The sequence below is a fragment of the Pseudomonas sp. OTU5201 genome (assembly GCF_038440135.1).
Classification (GTDB): Bacteria; Pseudomonadota; Gammaproteobacteria; order Pseudomonadales; family Pseudomonadaceae; genus Metapseudomonas; species Metapseudomonas resinovorans.
This window is the reverse complement of sequence record NZ_JASATC010000028.1, coordinates 39,051-64,299: the sequence shown is the minus strand read 5'-3', so window position 1 is coordinate 64,299 and position 25,249 is coordinate 39,051. Positions and strand designations below refer to the sequence as shown.

At 65.1% G+C, this 25,249-nt stretch carries 16 protein-coding genes, 3 pseudogenes and 1 riboswitch; of the genes and pseudogenes, 10 read left to right on the top strand and 9 right to left on the bottom strand.

Annotation, left to right across the window (positions count from 1 at the left end; genetic code table 11):
• Positions 1-15 precede the first annotated feature (15 nt).
• Genes AAHM40_RS17880 through AAHM40_RS17865 form a run of 4 tightly spaced genes read left to right on the top strand, consistent with a single transcriptional unit; the run spans position 16 to position 10,158 of the window.
• On the top strand, positions 16-876 hold the full coding sequence (locus tag AAHM40_RS17880) for a protein-glutamate O-methyltransferase (protein ID WP_342245857.1): 861 nt from the start codon (positions 16-18) through the stop codon (positions 874-876).
• Between the two features lie 9 nt (positions 877-885).
• On the top strand, positions 886-8,658 hold the full coding sequence (locus AAHM40_RS17875) for an Hpt domain-containing protein (RefSeq protein ID WP_342245838.1): 7,773 nt from the start codon (positions 886-888) through the stop codon (positions 8,656-8,658).
• Complete coding sequence (locus AAHM40_RS17870; protein ID WP_342245837.1) at positions 8,655-9,674, top strand: chemotaxis protein CheB; 1,020 nt, start codon at positions 8,655-8,657, stop codon at positions 9,672-9,674. The genes AAHM40_RS17875 and AAHM40_RS17870 overlap by 4 nt, the downstream gene beginning before the upstream one ends.
• Positions 9,675-9,687: 13 nt before the next feature.
• Positions 9,688-10,158 carry a chemotaxis protein CheW gene (locus tag AAHM40_RS17865; protein ID WP_342245836.1) on the top strand — a complete coding sequence of 157 codons (471 nt, stop codon included), beginning with the start codon at positions 9,688-9,690 and terminating at the stop codon, positions 10,156-10,158.
• Between the two features lie 111 nt (positions 10,159-10,269).
• On the opposite strand, the gene AAHM40_RS17860 is transcribed toward AAHM40_RS17865, so the two are convergent.
• The gene (locus AAHM40_RS17860; RefSeq protein ID WP_342245835.1) at positions 10,270-10,989 is read right to left on the bottom strand and encodes a 16S rRNA (uracil(1498)-N(3))-methyltransferase; all 720 of its coding nucleotides are present in this window, start codon (positions 10,987-10,989) and stop codon (positions 10,270-10,272) included.
• Between the two features lie 65 nt (positions 10,990-11,054).
• Complete coding sequence (locus AAHM40_RS17855) at positions 11,055-12,461, bottom strand: adenosylmethionine--8-amino-7-oxononanoate transaminase (RefSeq protein ID WP_342245834.1); 1,407 nt, start codon at positions 12,459-12,461, stop codon at positions 11,055-11,057.
• Between the two features lie 161 nt (positions 12,462-12,622).
• On the opposite strand from AAHM40_RS17855, the pseudogene AAHM40_RS17850 reads away from it, so the two are divergent.
• From AAHM40_RS17850 to AAHM40_RS17840, 3 genes and pseudogenes are all read left to right on the top strand, one after another.
• Positions 12,623-14,086 (top strand): annotated as a pseudogene (locus AAHM40_RS17850) (flavin monoamine oxidase family protein); the annotation flags it as partial.
• Between the two features lie 238 nt (positions 14,087-14,324).
• Positions 14,325-14,879, top strand: coding sequence for a cytochrome b (locus tag AAHM40_RS17845; protein ID WP_342245833.1), 555 nt, complete (start codon positions 14,325-14,327; stop codon positions 14,877-14,879).
• Positions 14,880-14,910: 31 nt separating this feature from the next.
• A complete protein-coding gene (locus AAHM40_RS17840) occupies positions 14,911-15,486 on the top strand; it encodes a YceI family protein (RefSeq protein ID WP_028629563.1) in 576 nt (191 codons plus the stop codon).
• A gap of 185 nt (positions 15,487-15,671) precedes the next feature.
• On the opposite strand, the gene AAHM40_RS17835 is transcribed toward AAHM40_RS17840, so the two are convergent.
• The 6 genes and pseudogenes from AAHM40_RS17835 to ahcY all read right to left on the bottom strand — a co-directional run bounded on the left by AAHM40_RS17835 (position 15,672) and on the right by ahcY (position 21,756).
• The gene (locus AAHM40_RS17835) at positions 15,672-17,636 is read right to left on the bottom strand and encodes a DEAD/DEAH box helicase (protein WP_342245832.1); all 1,965 of its coding nucleotides are present in this window, start codon (positions 17,634-17,636) and stop codon (positions 15,672-15,674) included.
• Between the two features lie 183 nt (positions 17,637-17,819).
• A complete protein-coding gene (locus AAHM40_RS17830; RefSeq protein ID WP_342245831.1) occupies positions 17,820-18,581 on the bottom strand; it encodes a substrate-binding periplasmic protein in 762 nt (253 codons plus the stop codon).
• 108 nt (positions 18,582-18,689) lie between these two features.
• Positions 18,690-18,881 carry a DUF2817 domain-containing protein gene (locus AAHM40_RS17825; RefSeq protein WP_446731588.1) on the bottom strand — a complete coding sequence of 64 codons (192 nt, stop codon included), beginning with the start codon at positions 18,879-18,881 and terminating at the stop codon, positions 18,690-18,692.
• Positions 18,882-18,954: 73 nt separating this feature from the next.
• Positions 18,955-19,144, bottom strand: a pseudogene (locus AAHM40_RS17820) (DUF1302 family protein).
• Positions 19,145-19,429: 285 nt separating this feature from the next.
• On the bottom strand, positions 19,430-20,275 hold the full coding sequence (gene metF / locus AAHM40_RS17815) for a methylenetetrahydrofolate reductase [NAD(P)H] (RefSeq protein WP_342245829.1): 846 nt from the start codon (positions 20,273-20,275) through the stop codon (positions 19,430-19,432).
• Between the two features lie 71 nt (positions 20,276-20,346).
• Positions 20,347-21,756 (bottom strand): adenosylhomocysteinase, encoded by a 1,410-nt coding sequence (gene ahcY, locus AAHM40_RS17810; protein ID WP_342245828.1) that lies wholly within the window; start codon positions 21,754-21,756, stop codon positions 20,347-20,349.
• A gap of 22 nt (positions 21,757-21,778) precedes the next feature.
• Positions 21,779-21,905, bottom strand: a riboswitch (S-adenosyl-L-homocysteine riboswitch).
• Between the two features lie 186 nt (positions 21,906-22,091).
• Between ahcY and AAHM40_RS17805 the strand changes: the two genes are divergently transcribed.
• From AAHM40_RS17805 to AAHM40_RS17795, 3 genes and pseudogenes are all read left to right on the top strand, one after another.
• Positions 22,092-22,481 (top strand): acyl-CoA thioesterase, encoded by a 390-nt coding sequence (locus tag AAHM40_RS17805; protein ID WP_028629575.1) that lies wholly within the window; start codon positions 22,092-22,094, stop codon positions 22,479-22,481.
• Positions 22,482-22,585: 104 nt separating this feature from the next.
• Positions 22,586-22,792 (top strand): annotated as a pseudogene (locus AAHM40_RS17800) (MAPEG family protein); the annotation flags it as partial.
• 226 nt (positions 22,793-23,018) lie between these two features.
• On the top strand, positions 23,019-23,471 hold the full coding sequence (locus AAHM40_RS17795; protein WP_342245827.1) for a c-type cytochrome: 453 nt from the start codon (positions 23,019-23,021) through the stop codon (positions 23,469-23,471).
• Here the strand turns inward: AAHM40_RS17795 and ligB are convergent.
• Positions 23,465-25,135 carry an NAD-dependent DNA ligase LigB gene (ligB, locus tag AAHM40_RS17790; RefSeq protein WP_342245826.1) on the bottom strand — a complete coding sequence of 557 codons (1,671 nt, stop codon included), beginning with the start codon at positions 25,133-25,135 and terminating at the stop codon, positions 23,465-23,467. The two genes, AAHM40_RS17795 and ligB, sit on opposite strands and share 7 nt — an antisense overlap.
• Positions 25,136-25,249 lie beyond the last annotated feature (114 nt).

Sequence of the window (25,249 nt, the reverse complement as noted above, 5' to 3'; positions counted from 1 at the left end):
CAAGGGCACGACAGCATGCAGCCAGGCGGTGTCTGGGCCTTGAAACCCCTGGCCGACATGACGACAGCGGAATTCCAGGACTGGCAGAAGCTGCTCGAGGAACGTACCGGCGTGGTGGTCAACGACCAGCGCCGCTCGTTCCTCCAGACCAACCTCAGTGCACGTATGCGCGAACTGGGCGTGCAGGACTACGCCAGCTACTACCGCCAGGTCACCGATGGGCCGCGAGGAGCGGTGGAGTGGTCGACCCTGCTGGATCGCCTGACGGTGCAGGAAACCCGTTTCTTCAGGCACCCGGCTTCCTTCGAACTGCTCGCCGATTACCTGTGCGAGCGCGTCGAGCGGGGCCTGGAGCGCCCTTTGGAAATCTGGAGCGTGGGTTGCTCCAGCGGTGAAGAACCCTATTCCCTGGCCATGGTGGCGGCCGAGGCTCTCAGCGGTACCGAACAGCCGGCGCATTTCGGCGTGACCGGTACCGACATCAGCCTAAGCGCCCTGGCCAAGGCCCGCGAGGGCCTGTATGGCGCCCGACGCCTGGAACAACTCGACGCGGCGCTCGCCGAGCGCTACTTCGAGGCCCAGGACGATGGCCGTTACAAGATAGTGCCGAGCCTCGCCGCACGGGTGTGCTGTGCACGGCTCAATGTGCTGGAACTGGCCAAGGCGCCAATGTCCGGCATGGACGTAATTTTCTGTCAGAACCTGTTGATCTACTTCCGCCGCTGGCGCCGCCGGGAAATCCTCAATCGCCTGGCCGAACGCCTGGCTCCAGGGGGACTGATGGTGCTGGGCGTGGGGGAAGTGGTGGGTTGGCAGCATCCGGACCTTGAGCCGGTGCCCAATGAACAGGTTCTGGCATTCACCCGGAAGGGATAGCAGACGGCTATGACTGATCGGCACGACTACGTCGCCCTCGAGTGGGTAAAGGGCGAGATCGCGGAAACCCTGAAGCAGGCTCGGCAGGCCCTGGAGGCCTTTGTCGAGAACCCGCAGGACCCGACGCGCATGCGTTTCTGCCTGACCTATATCCATCAGGTCCAGGGCACGCTGCAGATGGTCGAGTTCTACGGCGCGGCCCTGCTCGCCGAGGAAATGGAACGATTGGCCCAGGCGCTGATGGAAGGCCGCACGGCCAACCGCGGCGAGGCGCTGGAAGTACTGATGCAGGCCATCCTGCAACTACCGCCGTACCTGGACCGCATCCAGAGCGCCCGACGCGACCTGCCGATGGTCCTGCTGCCGCTGCTCAATGACCTGCGTGCCGCCCGTGGCGACAACCTGCTGTCCGAGACGAGCCTGTTCGCCCCGGACCTGTCCAGCGTGCTGCCGGCGCTGTCCATGGACACCCTGGCGCGCATGCGCACGGCCGAACTGCCGGTGCTGTTGCGCAAGCTGCGGCAAATGCTGCAGACCGCCCTGGTGGGCGTGATCCGCAACCAGGACCTGGCCGCCAATCTCGGCTACATGGCGCGCGTCTTCGCCCGCCTCGAGTCCCTTTGTCAGGACGCGCCGCTCGGTCCTCTCTGGCAGATCGCCTCCGGCCTGGTGGAGGGGCTTGCCAACGGTTCCGTGGTCAACGGTTCCTCGGTGCGCAACCTGCTGCGCCAAGTGGACAAGGAACTCAAGCGCCTGCTTGAGCAGGGTGCCGATGGTTTCAACCAGGCTGCACCGGAAGAGCTGGTGAAAAACCTGCTGTTCTACGTGGCCAAGGCCCCGGCCCAGTCGCCGCGTATCCGCGCTCTCAAGGAGCGCTATCGCCTCGACGAAGCCCTGCCGGATACCGCCGTGGTGGATGAGGAGCGTGCCCGCCTCGCCGGTCCTGACCGCGACGCCATGCGTTCGGTGGTCACCGCCCTCTGCGAGGAACTGGTACGGATCAAGGACAGCCTCGACCTCTTCGTGCGCAGCGACCGCAGCGGCGTCGCCGAACTGGATTCCCTGCTGCCTCCGCTCAAGCAAATTGCCGACACCCTGGCGGTACTGGGCTTTGGCCAGCCGCGCAAAGTCATTCTCGACCAGATCGACGTGATCCACGGACTCTCCCTTGGTCAGCGCGAGCCCAGCGACGCGGTGCTGATGGATGTCGCGGGTGCACTGCTCTACGTCGAAGCCACCCTGGCCGGCATGGTCGGACCGGCGGAAGAGGGGGCGGCGGAAGAAAGCCACCTGCCCACCACCGACGTGGCGCAGATCCACCAACTGGTGATCAAAGAGGCGCGCAATGGTCTGGAACAGGCCAAGGACTCCATCATCGAGTTCATCGCTTCGCAGTGGAACCACGAGCACCTGGCCCGTGTGCCGGAGCTGCTGACCCAGGCCCGAGGCGGCTTGGCGATGATCCCGCTGCCGCGCGCTGCCGCCCTGCTGGAAGCGTGCAACCGCTACATCCAGGAACAGCTGCTGGCACGCAAGGCTGTGCCCAATTGGCAGAGCCTGGACACCCTGGCCGACGCTATCACCAGCGTCGAGTACTACCTCGAACGACTGTCCGAAGACCACGCCGCCCAGGGCGACATGATTCTCGACGTGGCCGAGGAAAGCCTGGACACCCTGGGTTATCCGCTCAAGGAAAAGCCCTCCATCCTCGACCGCGTGGAAGAGAAGGAAGCCCCGGCGCCCCTGGCTGACCCGGTACAGGAAATCGAAGTACTGGCCGCTGAAGAGTCGGAGTTGCACCAGCACCTAGATCCGGAAGACGAGCCGGAAGCCGTCATGCCCGAGGCGCTGCCCTTCGAGCCGGTCGCCGGAAGCCTCGACTTCGACCTGGATGCTCCGCTGGACTTGGCCGCAGCCCCCGAGGCGCCTGCGGCCGAGGGCGAGCTGCTGGTTTCTGACGACAACTGGAGCCTGGGCGAGTCCGACGCCGAACCGGCTGCCGAAAGCATCGACCTCAGCCTGGACGCACCTCTGGAGGTGTCTACCGTTGCTGCTGCACCGGCTGCCGAGATCGAGTTGCTGGTTGCCGATGACAACTGGAGCCTGGGCGAGCTGGACGTTGAACCGGCTGGCGCAAGCATCGACTTCAGCCTGGATGCACCGCTGGAGCCCGCAGCGGCTGCAGAGAGCGAGTTGCTGGTTGCCGACGAGACCTGGAGCCTGGAAGCGCTCGAAGCTGAACCCGCTACCGAAACCATCGATCTCAGCCTGGAAACCCCGTTCCAGCCCGACGCCGTCGCCACCCTGGAACCCGAGCTGGAACCGCCGCTGCCGATAGAAGGTGAAACCCTGCCCAGCCTCGATCTGGATGAGCTGGACAGCCTGCCGAGCGCGACCGAAGTAGCCGGGGCTGAGGACGAACTGCTCGAATTCAGCCTGGATACGCCGCTGGAGTTCGGCGAGGGACAACCGCTACCGAGCTTCGATCTGGCCGATCTGGAAGAGCTGCCGCCTGCGCTGCCGGGCGACCAGCCTGCCCTCGAACTGTCGCTGGACGCCTTCGATGCACTGCCCAGCCTTGATCTGGATGAGCTGGACAGCCTGCCCGCCGCCGAGCCGTTGGTCGAGCTGGAAGCCCTGAACCTTGAAGACCTGCCAGCCCCCCTGGAGTGGGACGAGGCCGCCCTCGCCGAACTCGGTTTGCCGGAAGTCGACCTGCCCAGCGCACCGCTGGAAGAAGCGGTAGTGGAACCTGCCGCAGAGCGACCGCTGTCCCTGGCCGAGGTCATGGCGGCTCCGGTGCCGGCCTTCAATCCGCCGGCGCGCGACGTTCCGCCGAGTCTGCTGCCGCCGCCCACCGACGAAGAACCGGTGGATGACGAGCTGCAGGAAGTCTTCATCGAAGAAGCCGGTGAAGTGCTGGAAACCCTGGCCGACTACCTGCCGCGCTGGCATGCCGACAGCAACGACCGCGATGCCCTGGGCGAAGTGCGTCGCGCGTTCCATACCCTCAAGGGCAGTGGCCGCATGGTGCGAGCGTTGATCATCGGCGAGCTGTCCTGGTCGGTGGAAAACCTGCTGAACCGCGTGCTGGACCGTAGCATCGAGGCCGACGAGCCCGTGCATCAGGTGGTCCAGGACGTGGTTGACCTGCTGCCTGCCCTGGTCGAGGAGTACGCCGCCAAGGCCCAGCGCCAGCGCGACGACGTCGACCAACTGGCCGCCACGGCCCATGCCCTGGCGAAGGGGCAGATCCTCCCAAAATCTGAAGCCCCGGGTTCAGAGCAGGCCATCGAGCCCGCGGGCGAGCCGCATGCTCCTGTCATCACGGAATCCGGCGAGGCCCTGGACCCGCAACTGCTGGAAATCTTCCGCAACGAGGCGGAGCTACACTTGGAAACCCTCGCCGGTTTCGTCCAGGCCTGCGACCAGGAGCTGCCCCAGTCGGTCAACGATGACCTCCAGCGCGCCTTGCACACCCTCAAGGGCAGCGCGCATATGGCCGGCATCCTGCCGATCGCCGAAATCGCCACGCCTCTGGAGAGGCTGGCCAAGGAGTACAAGACCAACCTGCTCCGCATCGACCTCTCAGAGGCCGAGCTGCTGCGCGAGGCACTGAACCTGCTGCGCAAGGGCGTCGATCAGCTGGACAGCGTGCCGCTGGCCTCGATCCCGGGGGCCGGGGCGTTGCTGGAGCGCATCCAGCGACTGCATCAGGACCGCCTGGACGCCGCCAATGCTGCGCGCCGCGACGACAAGGGCGAGGCTCGCGACCCGCAGATGATTTCCCTCTTCCTCGCCGAAGGCATGGATATCCTGCTGGACGCCGAGGACCTGCTGCGCCGCTGGCGTGAGCACCCGTCCGAGCGTCAGGAACTGGGGGCGTTGCTGGAAGAGTTGACTACCCTCGGCCGTGGTGCCGAGATGGCCGAACTGCCGCAGATCGAAGAGCTTTGCGAAGCGCTGCTGGATGTCTATGGCGCTGTGGACGAAGGCAGTCTGCCGGTCAGTGAACGCTTCTTCAGCGAAGCCGAGGCAGCCCATGAAGCCCTGATCGGCATGATGGATCAGGTGGCGGCAGCCCTCGAAGTGACCCCCCAGCCCGAGCGTGCCCAGGCCCTGCGCAACCTGCTGCAGGAAGTCGTCGACCCGCTGGCTCTGTCGCTGCTGGAACTCGGTATCCCTGACCTCGAAATCGAGGAACTGGAGGCGGACTGGCCACACGCCGAAAGCCGCCCGCTGCTGCCGGATCGGGTGGAAGAACCCCTGGCGCTGCAGGACGTGGCGCTGCCCGAACTGGCGTCCTTCGACCCGGATGAAACCTCCGAGACCGAGCGGCTGGACGAAGTACCTGCTGCCCTGGACGAGGAGATGGTGTCCATCTTCCTCGAAGAGGCGGTGGATATTCTCGACAGCGCCGGCAAGGCCTTGGAACGCTGGCTCGGCGAGCCGGAAAACAACCCGGCGCTGCTGGCCCTGCAACGTGACCTGCACACCCTCAAGGGCGGTGCGCGCATGGCCGAGATCCGTCCAATCGGCGACCTCGCCCACGAGCTGGAGTCGCTTTACGAAGGTCTGGTAGATCGCCGCTACAGCCACTCGCCGCGCCTCGCCGGCCTGCTGCAGCATAGCCATGACTGCCTCGCCTCGTTGCTGGAGCAACTGCAGGCGCGCCGATCCCTGACTGATCCGTTGCAGCTTATCCAGGACATTCGCGGCTTCCGTCAGGGCGGCGCGCAGAGCCTTTCGGCCGCCGTGGTGCAGCCACTGCCCACGTTCGATGCATTCGACGACGAAGAGACCGGGGACGATGACACTGTCGAGCTGTGCGAGCCCTTCGACGCAGCCAATGACGAGATGGAAGAGGCGACGGACGACGTCGCCACGGAACGCCTCACCGAGTTGTCCGTGGCCGAGCTGCTGGATGTCCGTACTGACGAACAGCCAGTGACCGAGCCTGCACCGCTGCCCGAGACTCTGGTCTTCAACAGCGACCAGGACCCGGAGCTGGTGGAGATATTCCTCGAGGAAGGCTTCGACATCCTCGACAGCGCCGGTGCCGCCCTGCAGCGCTGGATCGATGACCCAGACAACAGTCTCGAGATAGAAGCCCTGCAACGGGACCTGCACACCCTGAAGGGCGGTGCCCGGATGGCCGAAATCGGTCCCATCGGCGACCTCGCCCATGAGCTGGAATTCCTCTACGAAGGCCTCTGTGGCGGCCGTCTGCGTGCCAGTCCGACGCTGTTCAACCTGCTGCAGGCTTGTCAGGACCGCCTGAGCGAAATGCTCGACGCGGTGCGTGCGCGTCGCCCATTGCCGGACGGCCAGGCACTGATCGAAGCCATCCAGCGCTGGCGCGCCAATCCCAGCGAGCAGCTGAGTATGCCCAGCGCTGTGCACCTGCAGCCGGCGGTCGAGGACAACCTTGATGCTGCGGCTGAGGCGGACATCCTCGATATCTTCCTGGAAGAGGCAGACGACCTGCTGGAGGCCATGGAAACTGCCATTGGCCGCTGGGAAGAGGCACGCGAGGACGGTGCCCAGATCGATGAGCTGCTACGCGTGCTGCACACGCTCAAGGGCGGCGCGCGACTGGCCGGGCAGAAGCGCCTGGGCGACCTGGCCCACGACCTGGAACACCACCTGATCGAGGCGCAGCAGCAGGGGGCGCCCTGGCCGGAAAGCCTGTTCCTTGACGTGCAATCCGGCTACGAAGGCTTGCAGGCTGAATTGGATGAACTGCGTCAGCAGCTCGACCAGAGCCTGGCCGAAGACCTGCCGACGTCGCCCCAGGCGCTGACCCAAACAGAAGCGCCACAGTTGGCAAGCCCAATCGTCGCGGCCAGTGTTCTTGCGCAGGTTGTCAATGAAGAGCGCGTCCTGCCCTTCGTCCGCCGAGCCCGGGAAGCCGCCCAGGACGCCGCTGCTCGTCGTGCGCCCCAGGAGCTGGTGAAGGTGCCGGCGGAGTTGTTGGAGGGGCTGGTCAACCTGGCCGGTGAAACCTCCATCTTCCGCGGCCGGGTCGAGCAGCAGGTCAGTGACTTCAGCTTCACTCTGAGCGAGATGGAAGCGACCATCGAGCGGGTGCGTGACCAACTGCGCCGTCTCGACACCGAGACCCAGGCGCAAATCCTCAGCCGTTATCAGGCCGAGGCGGAGCGCGCCGGCTACGAGGACTTCGACCCGCTGGAAATGGACCGTCACTCGCAGCTGCAGCAGCTGTCGCGTGCGCTGTTCGAGTCCGCATCCGACTTGCTCGACCTCAAGGAAACCCTGGCGGCGAAGAACCGTGACGCGGAAACCCTGCTGCTCCAGCAGGCACGGGTGAATACCGAGCTGCAGGAAGGCCTGATGCGTACCCGCATGGTGCCCTTCGACCGCCTGGTGCCGCGTCTGCGCCGTATCGTTCGGCAAGTGGCCAGCGAGCTCGACAAACACGTGGAATTCGTCGTCGGCAACGCCGAGGGCGAGATGGACCGCACCGTGCTCGAGCGCATGGTGGCGCCGCTGGAGCACATGCTGCGCAATGCCGTCGACCACGGCATTGAGGTTCCCGAGGCACGTCGCGCCACCGGCAAGCCGGAAAGCGGCACCATTCGCCTGAACCTTGGCCGCGAGGGTGGCGACATCGTCCTGACCCTGGCTGACGACGGCGCCGGTATCAAGCTCGAAGCAGTGCGCCGCAAGGCCATCGAGCGCGGCATGATGGATGCCGAGTCCGACCTTTCGGACTACGAGGTTCTGCAGTTCATCCTCGAACCGGGCTTCTCCACTGCCGACAAGGTCACGCAGATTTCCGGCCGGGGCGTTGGCATGGATGTGGTGCACTCCGAGGTGAAGCAACTCGGCGGCACCATGAGCATCGACTCCACCCCTGGCGAGGGCAGTCGTTTCCTCATCCGCCTGCCGTTTACCGTGTCGGTGAACCGTGCGCTGATGGTGCTTTCTGGCGAAGACCTGTATGCCATTCCGCTGAACACCATCGAAGGCATCGTGCGGGTCTCCCCTTACGAGCTGGAGACCTACTACCAGCCCGATGCACCGCGTTTCGAGTACGCCGGCCAGAACTACGAGTTGAAGTACCTGGGCGATCTGCTGGACAACGGCCAGCACCCCAAACTGGTGGGCCAGAGCCTGCCGCTGCCGGTGATCCTGGTGCGCTCCAGCGAGCACGCCGTCGCTGTGCAGGTGGATGCCCTGGTCGGCTCCCGCGAGATCGTGGTGAAGAGCCTTGGCCCGCAGTTCGCGGGAGTCCACGGCATCTCCGGCGCCACCATCCTCGGTGATGGACGCGTGGTGGTGATTCTCGACCTGCTGGCGACCATTCGCTCGCGCCACGCGCACCTGGTACAGCCGCAACTGCGTTCGGCCAGCGCCAACCTGCTGCCGGCAGACCTGGACGTGGAGCGTCCGCCGCTGGTGATGGTCGTGGACGATTCGGTGACCGTACGCAAGGTCACCAGCCGTCTGCTGGAGCGCAACGGCATGAACGTGCTCACCGCCAAGGATGGGGTCGATGCCATCGGCCTGCTGCAGGAGCAGCGGCCGGACATCATGCTCCTGGATATCGAAATGCCACGCATGGACGGCTTCGAGGTGGCGACCCTGATCCGCCACGACGAGCGCCTGAAAGACCTGCCGATCATCATGATCACCTCACGTACCGGTGAGAAACACCGCGAGCGCGCCATGGCCATCGGCGTCAATGATTACCTGGGCAAGCCCTACCAGGAGTCTCTGCTGCTCGAAACCATCCAGCATCTGGTCAAACGGACATGACAGAGAAAACATCCGCACGCATTGCCGTGCTCGCCGACACCTCGCTGCAGCGTCATGTGTTGCAGCAGGCCCTGACCGGCAACGGCTACCAGGTCGTGCTCAACAGCGATCCGGCCCGGCTGGACGAAGCGGCGCTGAGTGCCTGCGAGGCGGATCTCTGGCTGGTGGACCTGGCCCTTTCCGAGGATTCGCCTCTGGTGGACAGCCTGCTGGAGCACGCCAGTTCTCCCGTGCTGTTCGGCGAAGGCCATGCCCCTGAGCGCCATTCAGAGCATTACCCGCGTTGGGAACGGCGTTTGTTCGGCAAGCTGAAAAAGCTGGTGGGCGATCCGGCGGTGGCCGTGGGGCCGAGCCTGGAATCCCTGCTGGCCGAGGCCCAGCGCCCGACTCGCCTGGAACTGCCCAAGGCGCTCGCCGATACCCCGCTGGTGGCGGGCGAGCCCGCGCGCCAGGTCTGGCTGCTGGCTGCCTCCTTGGGGGGGCCGGCGGCGGTCAAGGCGTTTCTCGATGCCTTGCCCGGCGGCCTACCCATCGGCTTTCTTTACGCCCAGCACATAGACCCCAGTTTCGAAGGCGCGCTGCCCCAGGCCGTGGGCCGCCATAGCCAGTGGCACGTCAACCAGGCTCGCCACGGTGATGCCGTGCGCTGCGGAGAAGTGGTGGTCGTGCCCATCAGCCGTGAACTGAATTTCTCCGACGACGGCCGCATGCAGATGGGCGAACGACCCTGGCCGGAACCCTACAGCCCTTCCATCGACCAGGCCATGCTCAACCTGGCCCAGCATTTCGGCGCCCAGTGCGGCGTGATCTCATTCAGCGGCATGGGCAGCGATGGCAGCGCCGCAGCCGCCTACCTGCGCCGTCAGGGCGGGTTGATCTGGACCCAGAGTGCCGAGACCTGCGCCTGTTCAAGCATGCCCGACAGCCTGCGTGAAGGCGGCTATAGCAGCTTCGGCGGCGACCCCCGCGAGCTGGCCGCCAAGCTGGTCGAACATCTCGCCGCGCAGTGCAGCTAACCCAGGAATTCTCATGAGCCAAGCCGTTACCACCCAGAACAGCTCTGCCAGCCTTACCGGGCTTCTGCTGCCCCTGTCCGACCGTACCCTGCTGGTGCCCAACGTGGCACTGGCCGAGCTCATTCCCTATCGCGCGCCCCAGGCGACGCCGGGACTGCCGGCTTGGCTACTGGGCCAGGTGGCGTGGCGCGACCTGCGCCTGCCTCTGTTGTCCTTCGAGGCGGCCGCCGGCGGTGAGCCGAAGGTCGGTTCAGGTGCCCGGGTAGCGGTGCTCAACGCGCTGGGCGGACGCCCCCATGTGAAATTCATCGCCCTGCTGCTGCAAGGCATTCCCCGCTCGCTGAAGCTGGAGGAAGACCTGCGCCGCGCCAACGCGCCGCTAGCTGCGCTGGAGCTGGATGCGGTGCAGCTCGGCACCGATGTAGCGAAGATTCCGGACCTGGCAGGGCTGGAGCAGATGCTGGCCGATGCCGGTTTGATCTGATTCAGAGGGGCTGAATGCCGTAGGTTGGTCCGAGTGTAACGAGGCCCAACCTTTCTCCGGTATTCCGCTCGTTGGGCTTCGCGTAGCTCAGACCAACCTACGCCAGTACATCTAGAAATCACCCCAGAGTTGCTGCGCCACGCTGAGCGCCACCACTGGTGCCGTTTCGGTGCGCAGCACCCGTGGCCCCAGGCGAGCTGCGTGGAAGCCCGCCGCCTTCGCGGCCTCCACTTCGGCCTCGGACAATCCGCCCTCTGGGCCGATCAGGAAGGCCAGGCTGCCCGGCCTGGCATGGCCGGCCAGGGGCTCGGCCACCGGATGCAGGACCAGCTTGAGATCCGACTGCACGTCGCGCTGCCAATCGGCCAGTGTGACTGGTGAATGGATCACCGGCAGTACCGAGCGGCCGCACTGTTCACAGGCGCTGATAGCCACCTGGCGCCAGTGCGCCAGGCGCTTGTCGGCGCGTTCGTCTTTCAGGCGCACTTCGCAGCGCTCGCTGACGATGGGGCTGATCTGAGCGACACCGAGTTCGGTGGCCTTCTGGATCGCCCAGTCCATGCGCTCGCCGCGCGACAGGCCTTGGCCCAGATGCACCCGTAGTGGCGATTCGGGCATGCCGGTAAAGGCTTCGCGTAGCTCTACCCGCACCGTCTTCTTGCCGACCTCGACCAGCTCACCCAGGTATTCCTGGCCGGAGCCGTCGAACAGCTGAACGGGGTCACCGCAGGCAAGCCGCAGCACGCGGCCGATGTAGTGGGCCTGGGCTTCGGGCAGGTCGTGTTGGCCGAGGGCGAGTGGGGCGTCGATGAAGAAGCGGGAGAGGCGCATGGGCGTTCGGGCAAAGGGAGGACAGGCGCGCAGTTTAAGGCCTGGCGCGCCGTCCGTGTTACCCGTCAGCCCGGATCGCGATGGTTCGGGTGGAGGTCGGCGGCAACTTGCACGCTCACCGACTCGCGGGTGGCGATGTCGATGCCTTCACTGGCCACTTCGGCGAGAAAGTCGATCTGCTCCTCCGTGATCACGTAGGGCGGCAGGAAGTACACCACGTTGCCCAGGGGACGCAGCAGGGCGCCGCGTTCCAGGGCGTGCTGGAAGACCTTCAGACCGCGACGCTCCTGCCAGGGATAGGGCGCCTTGCTGGCTTTGTCCTGGACCATTTCGATGGCCAGCACCATGCCGGTCTGACGCACTTCGGCCACGTGCGGGTGGGCCGCCAGGTGCGCGGTGGAGGTGGCCATGCGCATGGCCAGTTTTCGGTTGGCCTCGATCACCTGATCCTGCTCGAAGATATCCAGCGTCGCCAGGGCGGCTGCACAGGCCAGCGGATTGCCGGTGTAGGTGTGGGAATGGAGGAAGGCGCGCAGGGTCTGGTAGTCGTCGTAGAAGCCCTGGTAGACGGCTTCGGATGTGAGCACGGCGGCCATGGGCAGGTAGCCACCGGTCAGCGCCTTGGACAGCACCAGGAAGTCCGGCGCGATACCGGCCTGCTCGCAGGCGAACAGGGTGCCGGTGCGGCCAAAGCCGACGGCGATCTCGTCGTGGATCAGGTGCACGCCGTAGCGGTCGCACGCGTCGCGCAGCAGCTTGAGGTACACCGGGTGGTACATGCGCATGCCGCCGGCGCCCTGGATCAGTGGCTCGACGATCACCGCCGCGACTTCTTCATGGTGTTCGGCCAGAGTGCGCTCCATATGGGCGAACATGGCACGGGAGTGTTCTTCCCAGCACATGCCCTCCGGCCGCAGATAGCAGTCGGGGCTAGGCACCTTAAGGGTGTCCAGCAGCAGCGACTTGTAGGTCTCCGTGAACAGCGCCACGTCGCCCACCGACATCGCCGCCACGGTTTCGCCGTGGTAGCTGTTGGTCAGGGTGACGAAGCGCTTCTTGCGCTCAAGCCCCTGGTTGCGCCAGAAGTGGTAGCTCATCTTCAGGGCCACTTCGATGCCGGAAGAGCCATTGTCGGCATAGAACACCCGGTCCAGGCCCTTGGGCGTGATCTTCACCAGTCGCTCGGACAGCTCCACCACCGGCTGGTGGCTGAAGCCGGCGAGGATCACATGCTCCAATTGGTCCACCTGGTCCTTGATGCGCTGGTTGATGCGCGGGTTGGCGTGGCCGAAGACATTGACCCACCAGGAACTGACGGCGTCCAGGTAGCGCTTGCCTTCGAAGTCCTCCAGCCAGACGCCTTCGCCGCGGCGGATCGGTACCACCGGCAGGCGCTCGTGATCTTTCATCTGGGTGCAGGGGTGCCAGAGCACGGCGAGGTCGCGTTGCATCCAGTCGGCGTTGAGGCCCATGAGTCGTTCTCCTGTAGCGATCGGCGAAGCCTATGCAATGAGGCTGGCCCGGACAAGCAGGACGCACCCAGCCACCCGGAAGGCACGTCTGGCCCGGCCGTTGGGGCTGGCGTATCCTGCGCGCCAATTTCGAGTAACGGTGTTTCACCGGGGGAATCTTCATGCCTGCAGCCTGGCGCGCCTTGGCGCTGATCATCGTGGGAGGGCTCAGCGCGACGGCGCTGGCCAAGGACAAGCAGCCGACGGCCATCGTCATCGGCGGTGGCATGGCGGGCCTGACCTCGGCCTACGAGCTGCAGCAGAAGGGCTGGCAGGTCACCGTTCTGGAGGCCAAGCCCAGCATCGGTGGTCGCTCGGGCCTGGCGGCCAGCGAGTGGGTCGGCAGCGCCAAGTTGCAGCCGAGCCTCTATCGCTACCTGGACCAGTTCAAGCTGAAGGCCGTGCCCGCACCGGATTACGTGCGCAATCCAGGCTACCTGGTGAACGGCCGTTACTACTCCGAGGCCGACCTGCTCAAGGAAGCCCCCAGCACCGCCGAAGGCCTGAAGCGCTTCGACAAGAGCCTGGACGACCTGGCCGCCTCCATCGACGATCCGATGAAGCCGCTGGCCAATCACACCCTGCAAACCCTCGATTCCGTCAGCGTCGCCCGCTGGCTGGAAAAACTGGGCCTGCCGCCAACTGCCAGGGCGCTGGTGGATCAGCGCATTCGCTCCCGTTATGACGAACCCTCGCGCCTGTCGCTGCTCTACCTGGCCCAGCAGGCCCGCGTCTATCGCGGCCTACCGGATACCGAGATGCGCGCCGCGCGCCTGCCCGGCGGCAGCCAGGGCCTGGCCCAGGCCATGGCCAAGCAGATCAAGACCATCAAGACCAACGCCCGGGTCTCGGCCATCGTGCAGGAGAAGGACGGCGTCACCGTGAAAGTTGGCGGCGCCGGCTACCACGCCGATTACGCGGTGCTCGCCGTGCCTCTGCCGGCACTGGGCAGGATCAGCATGACGCCGTCTCTCTCGGCCCTGCAGCTGCGCGCGCTGAAGGACATCAACTACGGCTGGCGCGACCAGATGCTGCTGCAGTTCAAGAAACCGGTCTGGGGCAAGAGCCGGCTTTCTGGCGAGGTCTACAGCGACCAGGGATTGGGCATGCTCTGGGTCGAGCCGGCCCTCAAGGGCGGTGCCAACCTGCTGATCAACCTGTCCGGCGACAATGCCCGACTCATGCAAGCCTTCGGCGACCGGCAGATGGTCGATCAGGTGCTGATCCGCTTCGACAAGCACTTCCCGGGTGCCCGCGAACAGTTCAAGGGCTTCGAAGTGCGTCGCTACGGCAAGGACGCGTTGGCCGGTGGCGCCTACCTGGCCTATGGCCCAGGCGAAATCAGCCTCTACTGGCGCATGTGGGAGCAGCCCTTGGGCCGCGTGGTGTTTGCTGGCGAGCATACCGATGCCCTGTATCCGGGCACCCTCGAAGGCGCCCTGCGCAGCGGCCAGCGCGCCGCCATCCAGGTGGCCGACCTCAAGGCCGGCAAGGTGGTGGGTCCGGTCGAGGCCGTTGCCAAGCCGGTAGCGACGCCCAAGGCGGCTGCCAAGGTAGAGACGCAGGGCTTCTTCTCCCGCCTGTTCGATTGAGTTGCACCTCCGGCGGCGGGTCTTCCGCCGCCGATCCCTTCCGCCGCGCCGTTCGGCTGCGGCTGACGAACTTTCAGCCAGTTCCCTCGACACAATTCCGCAAAGATGCGTTCGTTATAAAGATCGTATTGCTCGATATTTCAAAGCAAAATTTTCCGCTTTAATTCGATAGATTAGCCGCTAGGCTTTATCAATTGCGTTTACCCAGCCTGTGTTTCCAAGGATTCATTTCATGCAATGGCGTAATTCCCCGTCCCGCTTCGGCCTGGTCAGCATTCTTCTGCACTGGGGGGTGGCCATCGTCTTCGTCGGCCTGTTCGCCCTGGGCCTGTGGATGGTCGGTCTGAACTACTACAGCAGCTGGTACAAGACCGCCCCGGACATTCACAAGGGCGTCGGTATCCTGCTCTTCCTGGTGATGCTGGCGCGCATGGCCTGGCGCTTCATCAGCCCGCCGCCGCCGGCGCTGCCCAACCACGGGCCAATGACCCGCCTGGGCTCCAAGGTCGGTCACCTGGTGCTTTATCTCGGTCTCTTCGCCCTGATGATTTCCGGTTACCTGATTTCCACCGCAGAGGGCCGCGGCATTGCCGTGTTCGGCCTGTTCGAGGTTCCGGCCACCCTTACCAGCATCCCCGATCAGGAGGATGTTGCCGGCGCCATACACGAGTACCTCGCCTGGGGCCTGCTGATCTTCGCGGGCGTCCATGCTCTGGCCGCCCTCAAGCACCATTTCATCGATCGCGACGCGACCCTGACCCGCATGCTCGGCCGCGCCGCCAAATAACGCTGCAACCTCTCAATAAGGAGATTCACCGATGCTGAAGAAAACCTTCGCTGCGCTCACTCTTGGTGCCGCACTGTTCGCTGGCCAAGCCATGGCCGCTGACTACGTGATCGACAAGGAAGGCCAGCACGCCTTCGTCAACTTCAAGATCGGTCACCTGGGCTACAGCTACATCTACGGTACTTTCAAGGATTTCGACGGTACGTTCAGCTTCGACGAGAAGAACCCTGAGGCCAGCAAGATCAAGGTCACCTTGAAGACCGCCAGCGTTGATACCAACCACGCCGAGCGTGACAAGCACATCAAGAGCGGTGACTTCCTGAACGTCAGCAAGAACCCCACCGCCACCTTCGAGTCCACCGCGGTCAAATCCACTGGCCAGGGCACTGCCGACGTAACCGGCAACCTGACCCTCAACGGTGTGACCAAGCCGGTCGTCATCAAGGCCAAGTTCGTTGGCCAGGGCGACGACCCGTGGGGCGGCTACCGCGCCGGCTTCGAAGGTTCGACCACTATCAAGCTGAAGGACTTCGCGATCCAGAAGGACCTCGGCCCGGCCTCCCAGGAAGCCGAGCTGATCATCTCCTTCGAAGGTGTTCGCTCCTAAGCGCGTTCCCGTTACAGCAAAACGCCGGCTTCAGCCGGCGTTTTGCTTTCTGTCAATCAGCCACTCCCGATTTGGAGCCCAACGAGCGGCCCATCCACGGGGAAGGCGCGAGCCCATTCGCGAAACCCGGCGGGCACCAACGAAAACGCCGGCACTGGGCCGGCGTTCTCATGAGCAGCTGAAACTCAGCGATTGCGGGTCAGCAGTGCCGGCTTCTCGCCGCGCGGGCGGTTGCTCTGTTGCAGTTCGTCCAGTTGCTCCGGCGTTGGGAAACGGTCGGTGCGGGACTCTTTCATGATGATCTTCGGTGCCGGCTTGTTGGCCCGTGGGTCCTGCACGGCCGGCTCGTCGCGACCACGGGACACCAGTTGATCGTCGCCACGGCGCGGGCCGTTGCCACGGCCTTTGGCGGGCTTGCCCTGGCGCTGCTGACCTTGTTTCTGGCCCTGCTTCTGGCCACCACCACCCTGACGCGGAGCCGGGTTGCTGCCTTGGCTACGGCTTTGACCGCCGCCGCCACTGCGACCCTGACCCTGCCCTTGGCCCTGCGGACGCGGTGCCTGGCCTTGGCCCTGACCGCCACGGCGCTGATTGCGGCCCTGGTTCTGGCCCTTGGGTGGGTAGGGGCTGACGTAGTCGACGCGGTTCCCGAAGTTGTCCACCTCGTCATCGAGGAACTCTTCCGGATCGCGATCTGCGTTGGACTGCTGCGGACGTGCCTGCTTGGGTTGCTGGGCCTGGGGCTGTCGTTGGCCGGCAGCCTGTTGGCCTTGCTGGCCTTGCTGGCCTTGCTGGCCCTGCTCCTGGCCTTGGCCCTTACCCTTGCCACGGCGGCGATTGCGACTCTTGCGCTCCTTGCCTTCGGCACTTTCGCCGGTGGCGTCCTTGGACTCACCGGCCGCCTGGTGTGCCGGTGCCTTGCCTTCGCGCTTGGGCTTGTCGGCGCGCGGCTGGCGTTCGGGGCGCGATGGGCGCGCTTCGGGGCGTTCGGCCTCGACTGTCGCCGGGTCGAAGCCCTGGGTGTCGCCGTCCGGGATCTTCTGCTTGGTCAGGCGCTCGATGGCCTTCAGCAGTTTCTCTTCATCCGGCGCTACCAGGGAGATGGCTTCACCGCTACGGCCGGCACGGCCGGTACGACCGATACGGTGCACGTAGTCTTCTTCGACGTTAGGCAGCTCGAAGTTGACCACATGGGGCAACTGGTCGATGTCCAGGCCGCGGGCGGCGATATCAGTGGCGACCAGGATGCGTACGTCGTTGGCCTTGAAGTCTGCCAGGGCCTTGGTGCGCGCGTTCTGGCTCTTGTTGCCGTGAATCGCGGCAGCGGCCAGGCCGTGCTTGGTGAGGTACTCGGCGAGCCGGTTGGCGCCGTGCTTGGTACGGGTGAAGACCAGTACCTGCTCCCAGGCGCCGACCGTGATCAGGTGCGCCAGCAAGGCGCGCTTGTGGCTGGCGGGGAGATGGAACACGCGCTGCTCGATGCGCTCCACCGTGGTGTTCGGCGGGGTCACCTCGATGCGTTCGGGGTCATGCAGCAGCTTGTTGGCCAGGTCTACGATGTCTTTCGAGAAGGTCGCCGAGAACAGCAGGTTCTGGCGCTTGGGCGGCAGCTTGGCAAGGACCTTCTTCACATCGTGGATGAAGCCCATGTCGAGCATCCGGTCGGCTTCGTCGAGCACGAGGATTTCCACGTGGGAGAGATCGACTTTGCCCTGTCCGGCCAGGTCGAGCAGGCGGCCGGGACAGGCCACCAGCAGGTCCACGCCCTTGGACAGGGCCTGCACCTGGGGATTCATGCCGACACCGCCGAAGATGCAGGCGCTGGTCAGGCTCAGGTCACGGGCGTAAAGCTTGAAGCTGTCGTGTACCTGGGCCGCCAGTTCGCGGGTGGGGGCCAGTACCAGTACGCGCGCCTGGCGCGCGCCGTGGCGCTGGGATTTGTCGTGGTGACCGTTGGGGAACAGCAGTTCCAGAACGGGCAATGCGAAACCGGCAGTCTTGCCGGTACCAGTCTGGGCAGCAACCATCAGGTCGCGGCCTTGCAACACGGCGGGAATGGCCCGCTGTTGCACGGGGGTGGGCTGGGCGTAGCCGGCAGCTTCGACGGCGCCGACCAATGCCTCGGAGAGACCGAGGGAAGCAAAGGACATGGGAAATCCTGTGTAGTTCTAAGGGGCTGGCCCAATAGGGTGATCGTGTCTGGCTAGAATCGCGGCGATGGCGCGCGGTCCCGACCGGTCCTGCTGGCCGAAGGGATGGCTCAGCGTCCGGGCGTATGCCTGACGGAGCGCCGAGTATAACAGCTCCTAGGCAATGTACAGCCCTTGTGGTGCTCAACGGTTACCGGAGATGTCTCCACCGGGCTCTTGGTAGCGCGCTACCAGCTGTGCATATTCGGGTTCCCGCTTTAAGCGCCGCAGCGCTTCGCCGAAGCGTTCGGCCAGGCCTTCCAGGCGCGGCAGACGGCGGAATGCGAGGTACAGGTGGTCGCGGCTGATCACTTGGGCGTGCTGACCGACCTGGTTTTCGAGCCCCATCTGGCGGAGCAGGAATTGTCCTGCCCGGCGGTCGTTCACCACCAGGTCGACCCGGTCGCGCACCAGCTTACCGAGGTTGGCCTCGTGGGTGGGCGCCGGCTCGCGGATGAACAGCGGCGAGGTGCGGAAGGCCTGGTCGGCGTACCAGTAGCCGGGGGAGACACCCACCTTCAGACCCTGAAGATCGGCCAGGCGCTGGAAGGGATAGGGCCGTTGCCGGGCGCAGAACAGCACGAATTCCACTTGCGACAACGGCTCACGGGGAAAGGCCATCCGCTTCTCGCGCTCCCGGTTCTGGAAAATATCCAGCACCGCGTCGGCCGATCCGCTCTCCAGCTCCACCAGACAGCGCTTCCAGGGCATCAGACTCCATTGCACCTCGATTCCCAGACGCCGAAATACGATGGCGCTGGCCTCGTAGTCCAAGCCGCGCGGCTGGCCGTTCTCCTCGTAGATATAGGGTGCCCAGGGCTCGCTGACGATGCGCAGGGGCGCGGCCTGGACGGCTGAGCCGAGGCTGGCGAGCAGGGTGAGGAGGAGCATGCTGAGTAATGGCATGTGGCCAGATTACGTGGCCGCAAGCGCTGTGGGTAGTGCGCCAAGGGTCAAAGAGGCGAAGCTGTGACCGCCTTCGCGACCGAATCGCGCAGGCGGATACAGCCGTCTTCAATCCAGCGGACTGGCCAACCCGGCCAGGGTCCGGTCCAGCACCTCGCGTGCCTGACTCAGTACCTCTCGTTTCCAGCCGTCCTGTTGCGGGTAGAAAGCGCCACGCAACTGCTGCTTGATGCGTTCGCGTGTCGTGTGGACGGTGCCCGGATTGTTTTGCAACCACTGCTCGGCGCGCAGCGCGGACAGTATCCGTATTGAAGCGGCATTCGGCGACCACGCTTTGCCGTTGTATGGCTGAAGCCCACTTCGGCCACCAGGTTCAGGCGGTCTTGTCCCACTCCAGCTGGTAGAAGGCTTCCACCGAGAGGTTCTCGGTCAGGCCCAGGGCGGCGGAACGCGGCGGCGTCGGTCGGGTTGATGGCGTTAATGCCGTTGGCGATGAAGGTGCTTTCGCCCCAGCTCACCACCTGCTTGCCGACGCGCGCGCTGCCGGGCAGGTCGCCGAGCAGGTAGTTGCGGGGGCATCCTAGGTAAGGGGACGGCGATAATCCTTATGCCCATAGCCAAAGGTGAGGATGGCGACGGTGCGGTTGGCGACGAGGCACAGGCGGGAGCCCGGAAAGGCTGCTCCGGTAGGCGCTGGTCGCGCGTAACCCGGAATTATCCCGATAAGCAGGATGAAAGACGGATGTGGCGTTCCGGGCTGAGTCGGCGCTCGCTCCTACACGGCCATGCAGATGCGGAAAAGAAAAAGGCCGGGACAACGCCCGGCCTTCTTGTCCTCTAAAAGGAACTCAACGCGGCAGATTGAGGTTCTTCCAGATTGCCAGGCTCGGTTCGGCCTGGTTCAGGGTGTAGAAGTGCAGGCCGGGAGCACCGCCCTGGAGGAGCTGTTCACACATCTCGGTGATCACCTGCTCGCCGAAGGCCTGGATGCTCTGCGTGTCATCGGCGTAGGCCTCCAGTTGCTTGCGTATCCAGCGCGGGATCTCCGCGCCGCAGGCGTCGGAGAAACGGGCCAGCTTGCTGTAGTTGGTGATCGGCATGATGCCTGGGACTACCGGGATGTCCACGCCCAGCTTGCGCACGCGCTCGACGAAGTAGAAGTAGCTGTCGGCATTGAAGAAGTACTGGGTGATCGCGCTGCTGGCGCCGGCCTTGACCTTGCGCACGAAGTTGGCGAGGTCGGACTCGTAGCTGCGCGCCTGCGGGTGAACTTCCGGGTAGGCGGCGACTTCGATGTGGAAGTGGTCACCGGTTTCCGCGCGGATGAACTCAACCAGTTCGTTGGCGAAGCGCAGCTCGCCGCTGGCCATGCCCATGCCCGACGGCAAGTCGCCACGCAGGGCGACGATGCGCTGGATGCCAGCGTCCTTGTAGTAGGCCAGCAGGGCGCGCAGTTCGGCCTTGCTGTCACCGACGCAGGACAGGTGCGGCGCGGTGGGCACCTTCACCTCACCGTCCAGCTGCAGCACGGTCTGCAGGGTGCGGTCGCGGGTGGAGCCGCCGGCACCGTAAGTGCAGGAGAAGAAATCCGGTTGGTAGTTGGCCAGGTTGCGGGCAGTGGCCATGAGTTTTTCATGCCCGGCTTCGGTCTTGGCAGGGAAGAACTCGAAGCTGTAACGGCGTTCTTGGGACATTGAAGACTTCCTTCAGTGGCAGACCTCAAGCTGCGGGAAGCACCTTCCACGCAGCTTGCTGCCCATGGCTCTTAGTAGCGGTAGGTGTCCGGCTTGAAGGGGCCTTCCACGGTCACGCCGATATAGTCGGCCTGCTGCTTGGTCAGCTGGGTGACCACGCCACCGAAGCCTTTGACCATCTCCAGAGCCACTTCTTCGTCCAGCTTCTTCGGCAGCACTTCGACGGTCAGGCGCGTGGCCTTGTCGGCGGCTGACAGGTCGGCGAACTTCTGCTCGAAGAGGTGGATCTGTGCCAGCACCTGGTTGGCGAAGGAACCGTCCATGATCCGGCTCGGGTGACCGGTGGCGTTGCCCAGGTTCACCAGGCGGCCTTCGGCCAGCAGGATCAGGTAGTCGTCGTTGAGCGGGTCGAAGCCGTTGTTGCCGGTGCGGTGGATCTTGTGCACCTGCGGCTTCACTTCTTCCCAGGCCCAGGTCTTGCGCATGAAGGCGGTGTCGATCTCGTTGTCGAAGTGGCCGATGTTGCACACCACGGCGCGCTTCTTCAGGGCCTTGAGCATGTTGGCGTCGCAGACGTTGACGTTACCGGTGGTGGTGACGATCAGGTCGATCTTGCCCAGCAGCGCAGCATCGACGCTGGCTTCGGTGCCGTCGTTGAGGCCGTTCTTGTAGGGCGAAACCACTTCGAAGCCGTCCATGCAGGCCTGCATGGCGCAGATCGGGTCGACTTCGGAGACCTTCACGATCATGCCTTCCTGACGCAGGGACTGGGCTGAGCCCTTGCCCACGTCGCCATAGCCGATCACCAGCGCCTGCTTGCCGGACAGCAGGTGGTCGGTGCCGCGCTTGATGGCGTCGTTCAGGCTGTGGCGGCAGCCGTACTTGTTGTCGTTCTTGCTCTTGGTCACCGAGTCGTTGACGTTGATCGCCGGGACTTTCAGGGTGCCGGCCTTGAGCATGTCGAGCAGACGGTGCACGCCGGTGGTGGTTTCTTCGGTGATGCCGTGGATCTTCTCCAGCATCGCCGGGTATTTCTTATGCAGGATCTCGGTCAGGTCACCGCCGTCGTCGAGCACCATGTTGGCGTCCCACGGCTGGCCGTCCTTGAGGATGGTCTGCTCGATGCACCACTCGTACTCCTCCTCGGTCTCGCCCTTCCAGGCGAACACCGGGATACCGGCGGCGGCGATGGCGGCAGCGGCCTGGTCCTGGGTGGAGAAGATGTTGCAGGAGGACCAGCGTACTTCAGCGCCCAGGGCGGTCAGGGTTTCGATCAGCACGCCGGTCTGGATGGTCATGTGGATGCAGCCGAGGATCTTCGCGCCTTTGAGCGGCTGCTGGCCAGCGTACTTGCGGCGCAGGGCCATCAGGGCCGGCATTTCGGATTCGGCGATGATCAGCTCGCGGCGGCCCCAGGCGGCCAGAGAAATGTCGGCGACCTTGTAGTCGTTGAAATCGGCAGGCGTCATGACAGCGCTCATGCGTGAGTCTCCATTCGTAGTGTGCGAATGGGCGCCGTTGATGCGTTTGTCGATCGACGGGGTGCCGACCGGGTCTACGCCCCTTCCGAGCCTGACAGGCGGAGCCTGATTCGAAGCAGGCACCACTTGCTGCAGCGCCCCTCGGAAGGGAGGCGGGAACGACCGGGCTGTGCCGGTCGTTTGAAAAAACCTGCGGATTATAGCGGTGCTGGCGGGCAAGCCCAAGGTTTTCCGTCGCCCGGACGGGGGCCTATCGCAGCCATTGAAACCCTTGTTGCGACAACTCGCGGCCGCGCGTTCATGATTCATCCCATCTCACACAAGGAGGACGCTGCATGAATTTCCATACGCGCAAATGGATCAAGCCCGAAGACCTCAACCCCAACGGCACCCTGTTCGGCGGTAGCCTGCTGAAGTGGATAGACGAAGAAGCGGCTATCTACGCCATCATCCAGCTCGGCAATCAGCGCGTGGTCACCAAGTTCATCTCCGAGATCAATTTCGTCAGTTCGGCGCGCCAGAGCGACATCATCGAGCTAGGCATCACCGCCACCGAATTCGGTCGCACGTCCATAACCCTGTGTTGCGAGGTGCGCAACAAGATCACCCGCAAGAGCATCCTGACGATCGACAAGATGGTGTTCGTGAACATCGGTGAAGACGGCCTGCCTGCGCCGCATGGCAAGACCGAGATCACCTTCATCAAGGACCAGTTCAAGGAATAGTCGTGCATTGGCCCGGGCGCGTTTCGCTCGGGCGGGTCGGCCATGGCTGGCGATGGCGCGACGGGGGAGGCTGGCACGCCTGTCCCTTACTGCGCGGAGCCGCCATGACCCTTGCCTGCTGGTGCGTACTGATCGCCCTGTTCCTGCCATATCTCTCCACCGCCACGGCCAAGTTCACCGGGGGCGATTTCGGCCTGCGCCAGAACCACGAGCCACGCAGTTTTCTCGCCAGCCTCGACGGTTGGCGCAAGCGCGCTCACAACGCCCAGCTCAACGCCTTCGAGGTCACCCCGACCTTCGCCGCGGCAGTGCCTGCTCGGCTGCCTGCAGCTCGGCGCGGGACGCCACGGGTAGGATAAAGCGTCTGTTCATCGGTTTTTCCTCCAGTCGCGGGGGCGCCATTCTGGCTGGAATCGCCGGCTGGTGCGGGCTGGGTCGTCTCTTCATTGATCTGCGACAAACTGTCGCCAGGCTTGGTATTTGCCGGACAGGTGGGGATACTGTCGCCCGCCGTCAGCCCTACCCGTGATCCTGCCGATGAATGCCAAGACGCTTCTGATCGTTGTCACCGCCTGCCTCGGCCTTGCCGCCTGCGGAGGCGTGGACCCCAATTCGCCGCTGGGCAAGCGCCAGGCGATCTTCAAGGACATGCTGCGTACCAGCGAAGACCTCGGCGGCATGCTGCGTGGCCGCATCAGTTTCGACGAGCAGCGCTTCGCCACTGGCGCGACCAAGCTGGATCAGCTCTCCCGTCAGCCCTGGCAGCATTTTCCACAGGTACAGGAAGGCGATGCCGACAGCGCTGCCCGCGATGAGGTCTGGCAACGCGAGGAGCGTTTCCAGACGCTCGTGCGCGAGCTGGAAGCCAGCACCGGCCAGCTCGCCAGTGCAGCCCAGGCCCGCCCGCTGACCGCCCAGGGCATGGCGCCCCTGGTGCAGAAGGTGGAAGACAGCTGCGAGGCCTGCCACAAGGAATTCCGCGCTTACTGAGTCGCGGAGAATCCGTCTACCCCGGCGCTCCGGAGCCGCTCTGCCAGCGCCTTAACGTCCGGATGCTGAAAGAAGGCCTCCAGCCTGGCAGCCTTGATCGTCCCCAGGCCTTCGCGCGTTTGCCAGTCTCGTGCGTTCCTGCTGCTGAGCGTTGCCCAGTTGCCCTCCAGCCGTACTCCGCCCGTGGGCGGCAGGCCCAATGCGGCCAGCCACCGCGCGAACGGCCTTGCGCGGGCATCGTCGAAGCGCTGTGCCAGTGCGCTGGCGCGTAGTGCGCCGATGCCAGGTCTGGCTTCCAGTGCCGCCACGTCGAGGTCCAGCCAGTCCAGCAGCCCGCTCAGTTGCAGGCGGGCCCAGGTGCCGCGCCCCATTCCTTGCAAGTCCAGCCCCTTGCGGCCGCCCAGCCATTCCAGGCGCGAAAGGAATTGCTCGTGGCAGTCAGGTTCCGGGCGAAAGCAACTGAGGGCGTGATACTGGCCAGCCGCGGGCGCTTGCACCTGGGGACGCTCGGCGGCACGCAGCACCACGGAATCCAGCTGTGGAATCGTCAGGCCGGCCAGGGCGATGGCCACCTGGTCGCCGGGGCGGACGTCCAGTGCTCGCCAGCGTTTCAGGGAGCCCAGCCCGACGCGCTGGATACGCCGGCCATCCAGTTCGACCGGCGCCAGCTTCAGCAGTGGCGTGACCCGACCGGTGCGACCCACCTTGAATTCCACCGCGCGGACTTCCGCCAGGGCCCTGGTGAACGGGTATTTCCAGGCCACCGCCCAGTGCGGCGGTTGCGGCTTCCACCGTCGCGCCGCCGGTCGCGTGCCCTGGCGAATGACGATGCCGTCGCTGGCGAACGGCAGCGGCGAGCGATACCAGCGTTCGCGCCAGGCCGCGATGTCCTCGGTGCTGGCGACGGGGCGGGTGAGTTCGATGGCCTCTTCGAACCCCATTGCCCCCAGGCCTTGCAGGCGCTTGCCCATCTGCGCGGGGCCGTCTGGCCAGTCCCAGACGAAGAGGCCGATGCCGCGGGCGTCGCGATCTTCCAGTTCGCGTCGATTGAGCAGCCCGGCCACTTTTCCGCGCGCGCCTTGACCGCCATGTTCCGCCTGCACGTGAGCGTCCAGTCGCCAGTAGAGTTCGCCCTGCAATACGCCATTGCCGATGCCGGCTAGCTGCGCCGGAATAGCGGCGATGCGCCGTGCCTTGTCGGTCCAGTCCTGCCCGTGGTCGCCGTCGCCCCGGCTGATGGCCTGCGCCAGCCGCCCCTGGCGGTACACCAGGGTGACGGCCACGCCATCCACCTTGGGCTGGACCCACAGGTCGCGGCGCTGGCCCATCCAGCGGCGCAGTTCGTCGATGTCCCGCAGCTTGTCCAGGCCGGTCTGGGACACCGGGTGGCGGACCCTGCCTGAAGCGCCGGCAAGGGGGGCGCGGATCGGCGGCGCTTCGGCGGGAAAGCAGTCGCGCAGCAGGTCCAGGCGTGCGCGGCTCTGGTCGTAGAGCTCGTCGTCCACCGGCGAACGGCCCTCGCGGTGGTACTGGACGTCCCAGTCGGCGATGCGCTTGTCGAGGGCGGCGAGTTCGGTGCTGGCGCGTTCGCTTGGCCAGTCCGGGCAAGCGGCGGCCAGGGCGAGGCAAGGCAGGAGGAAGGGAAGAAACACCCAGGTTTTCATGGCGAGCCTCCGTGCTCGTGGGGGAGGCGGCCAGTCTAGGCAGGGTGCTTGCCGGCGGGAGCTGAATTGCGTGTCCGTCCAGGCGCGGTTCGTTGTGGGGGAAAGCGCAGCGCT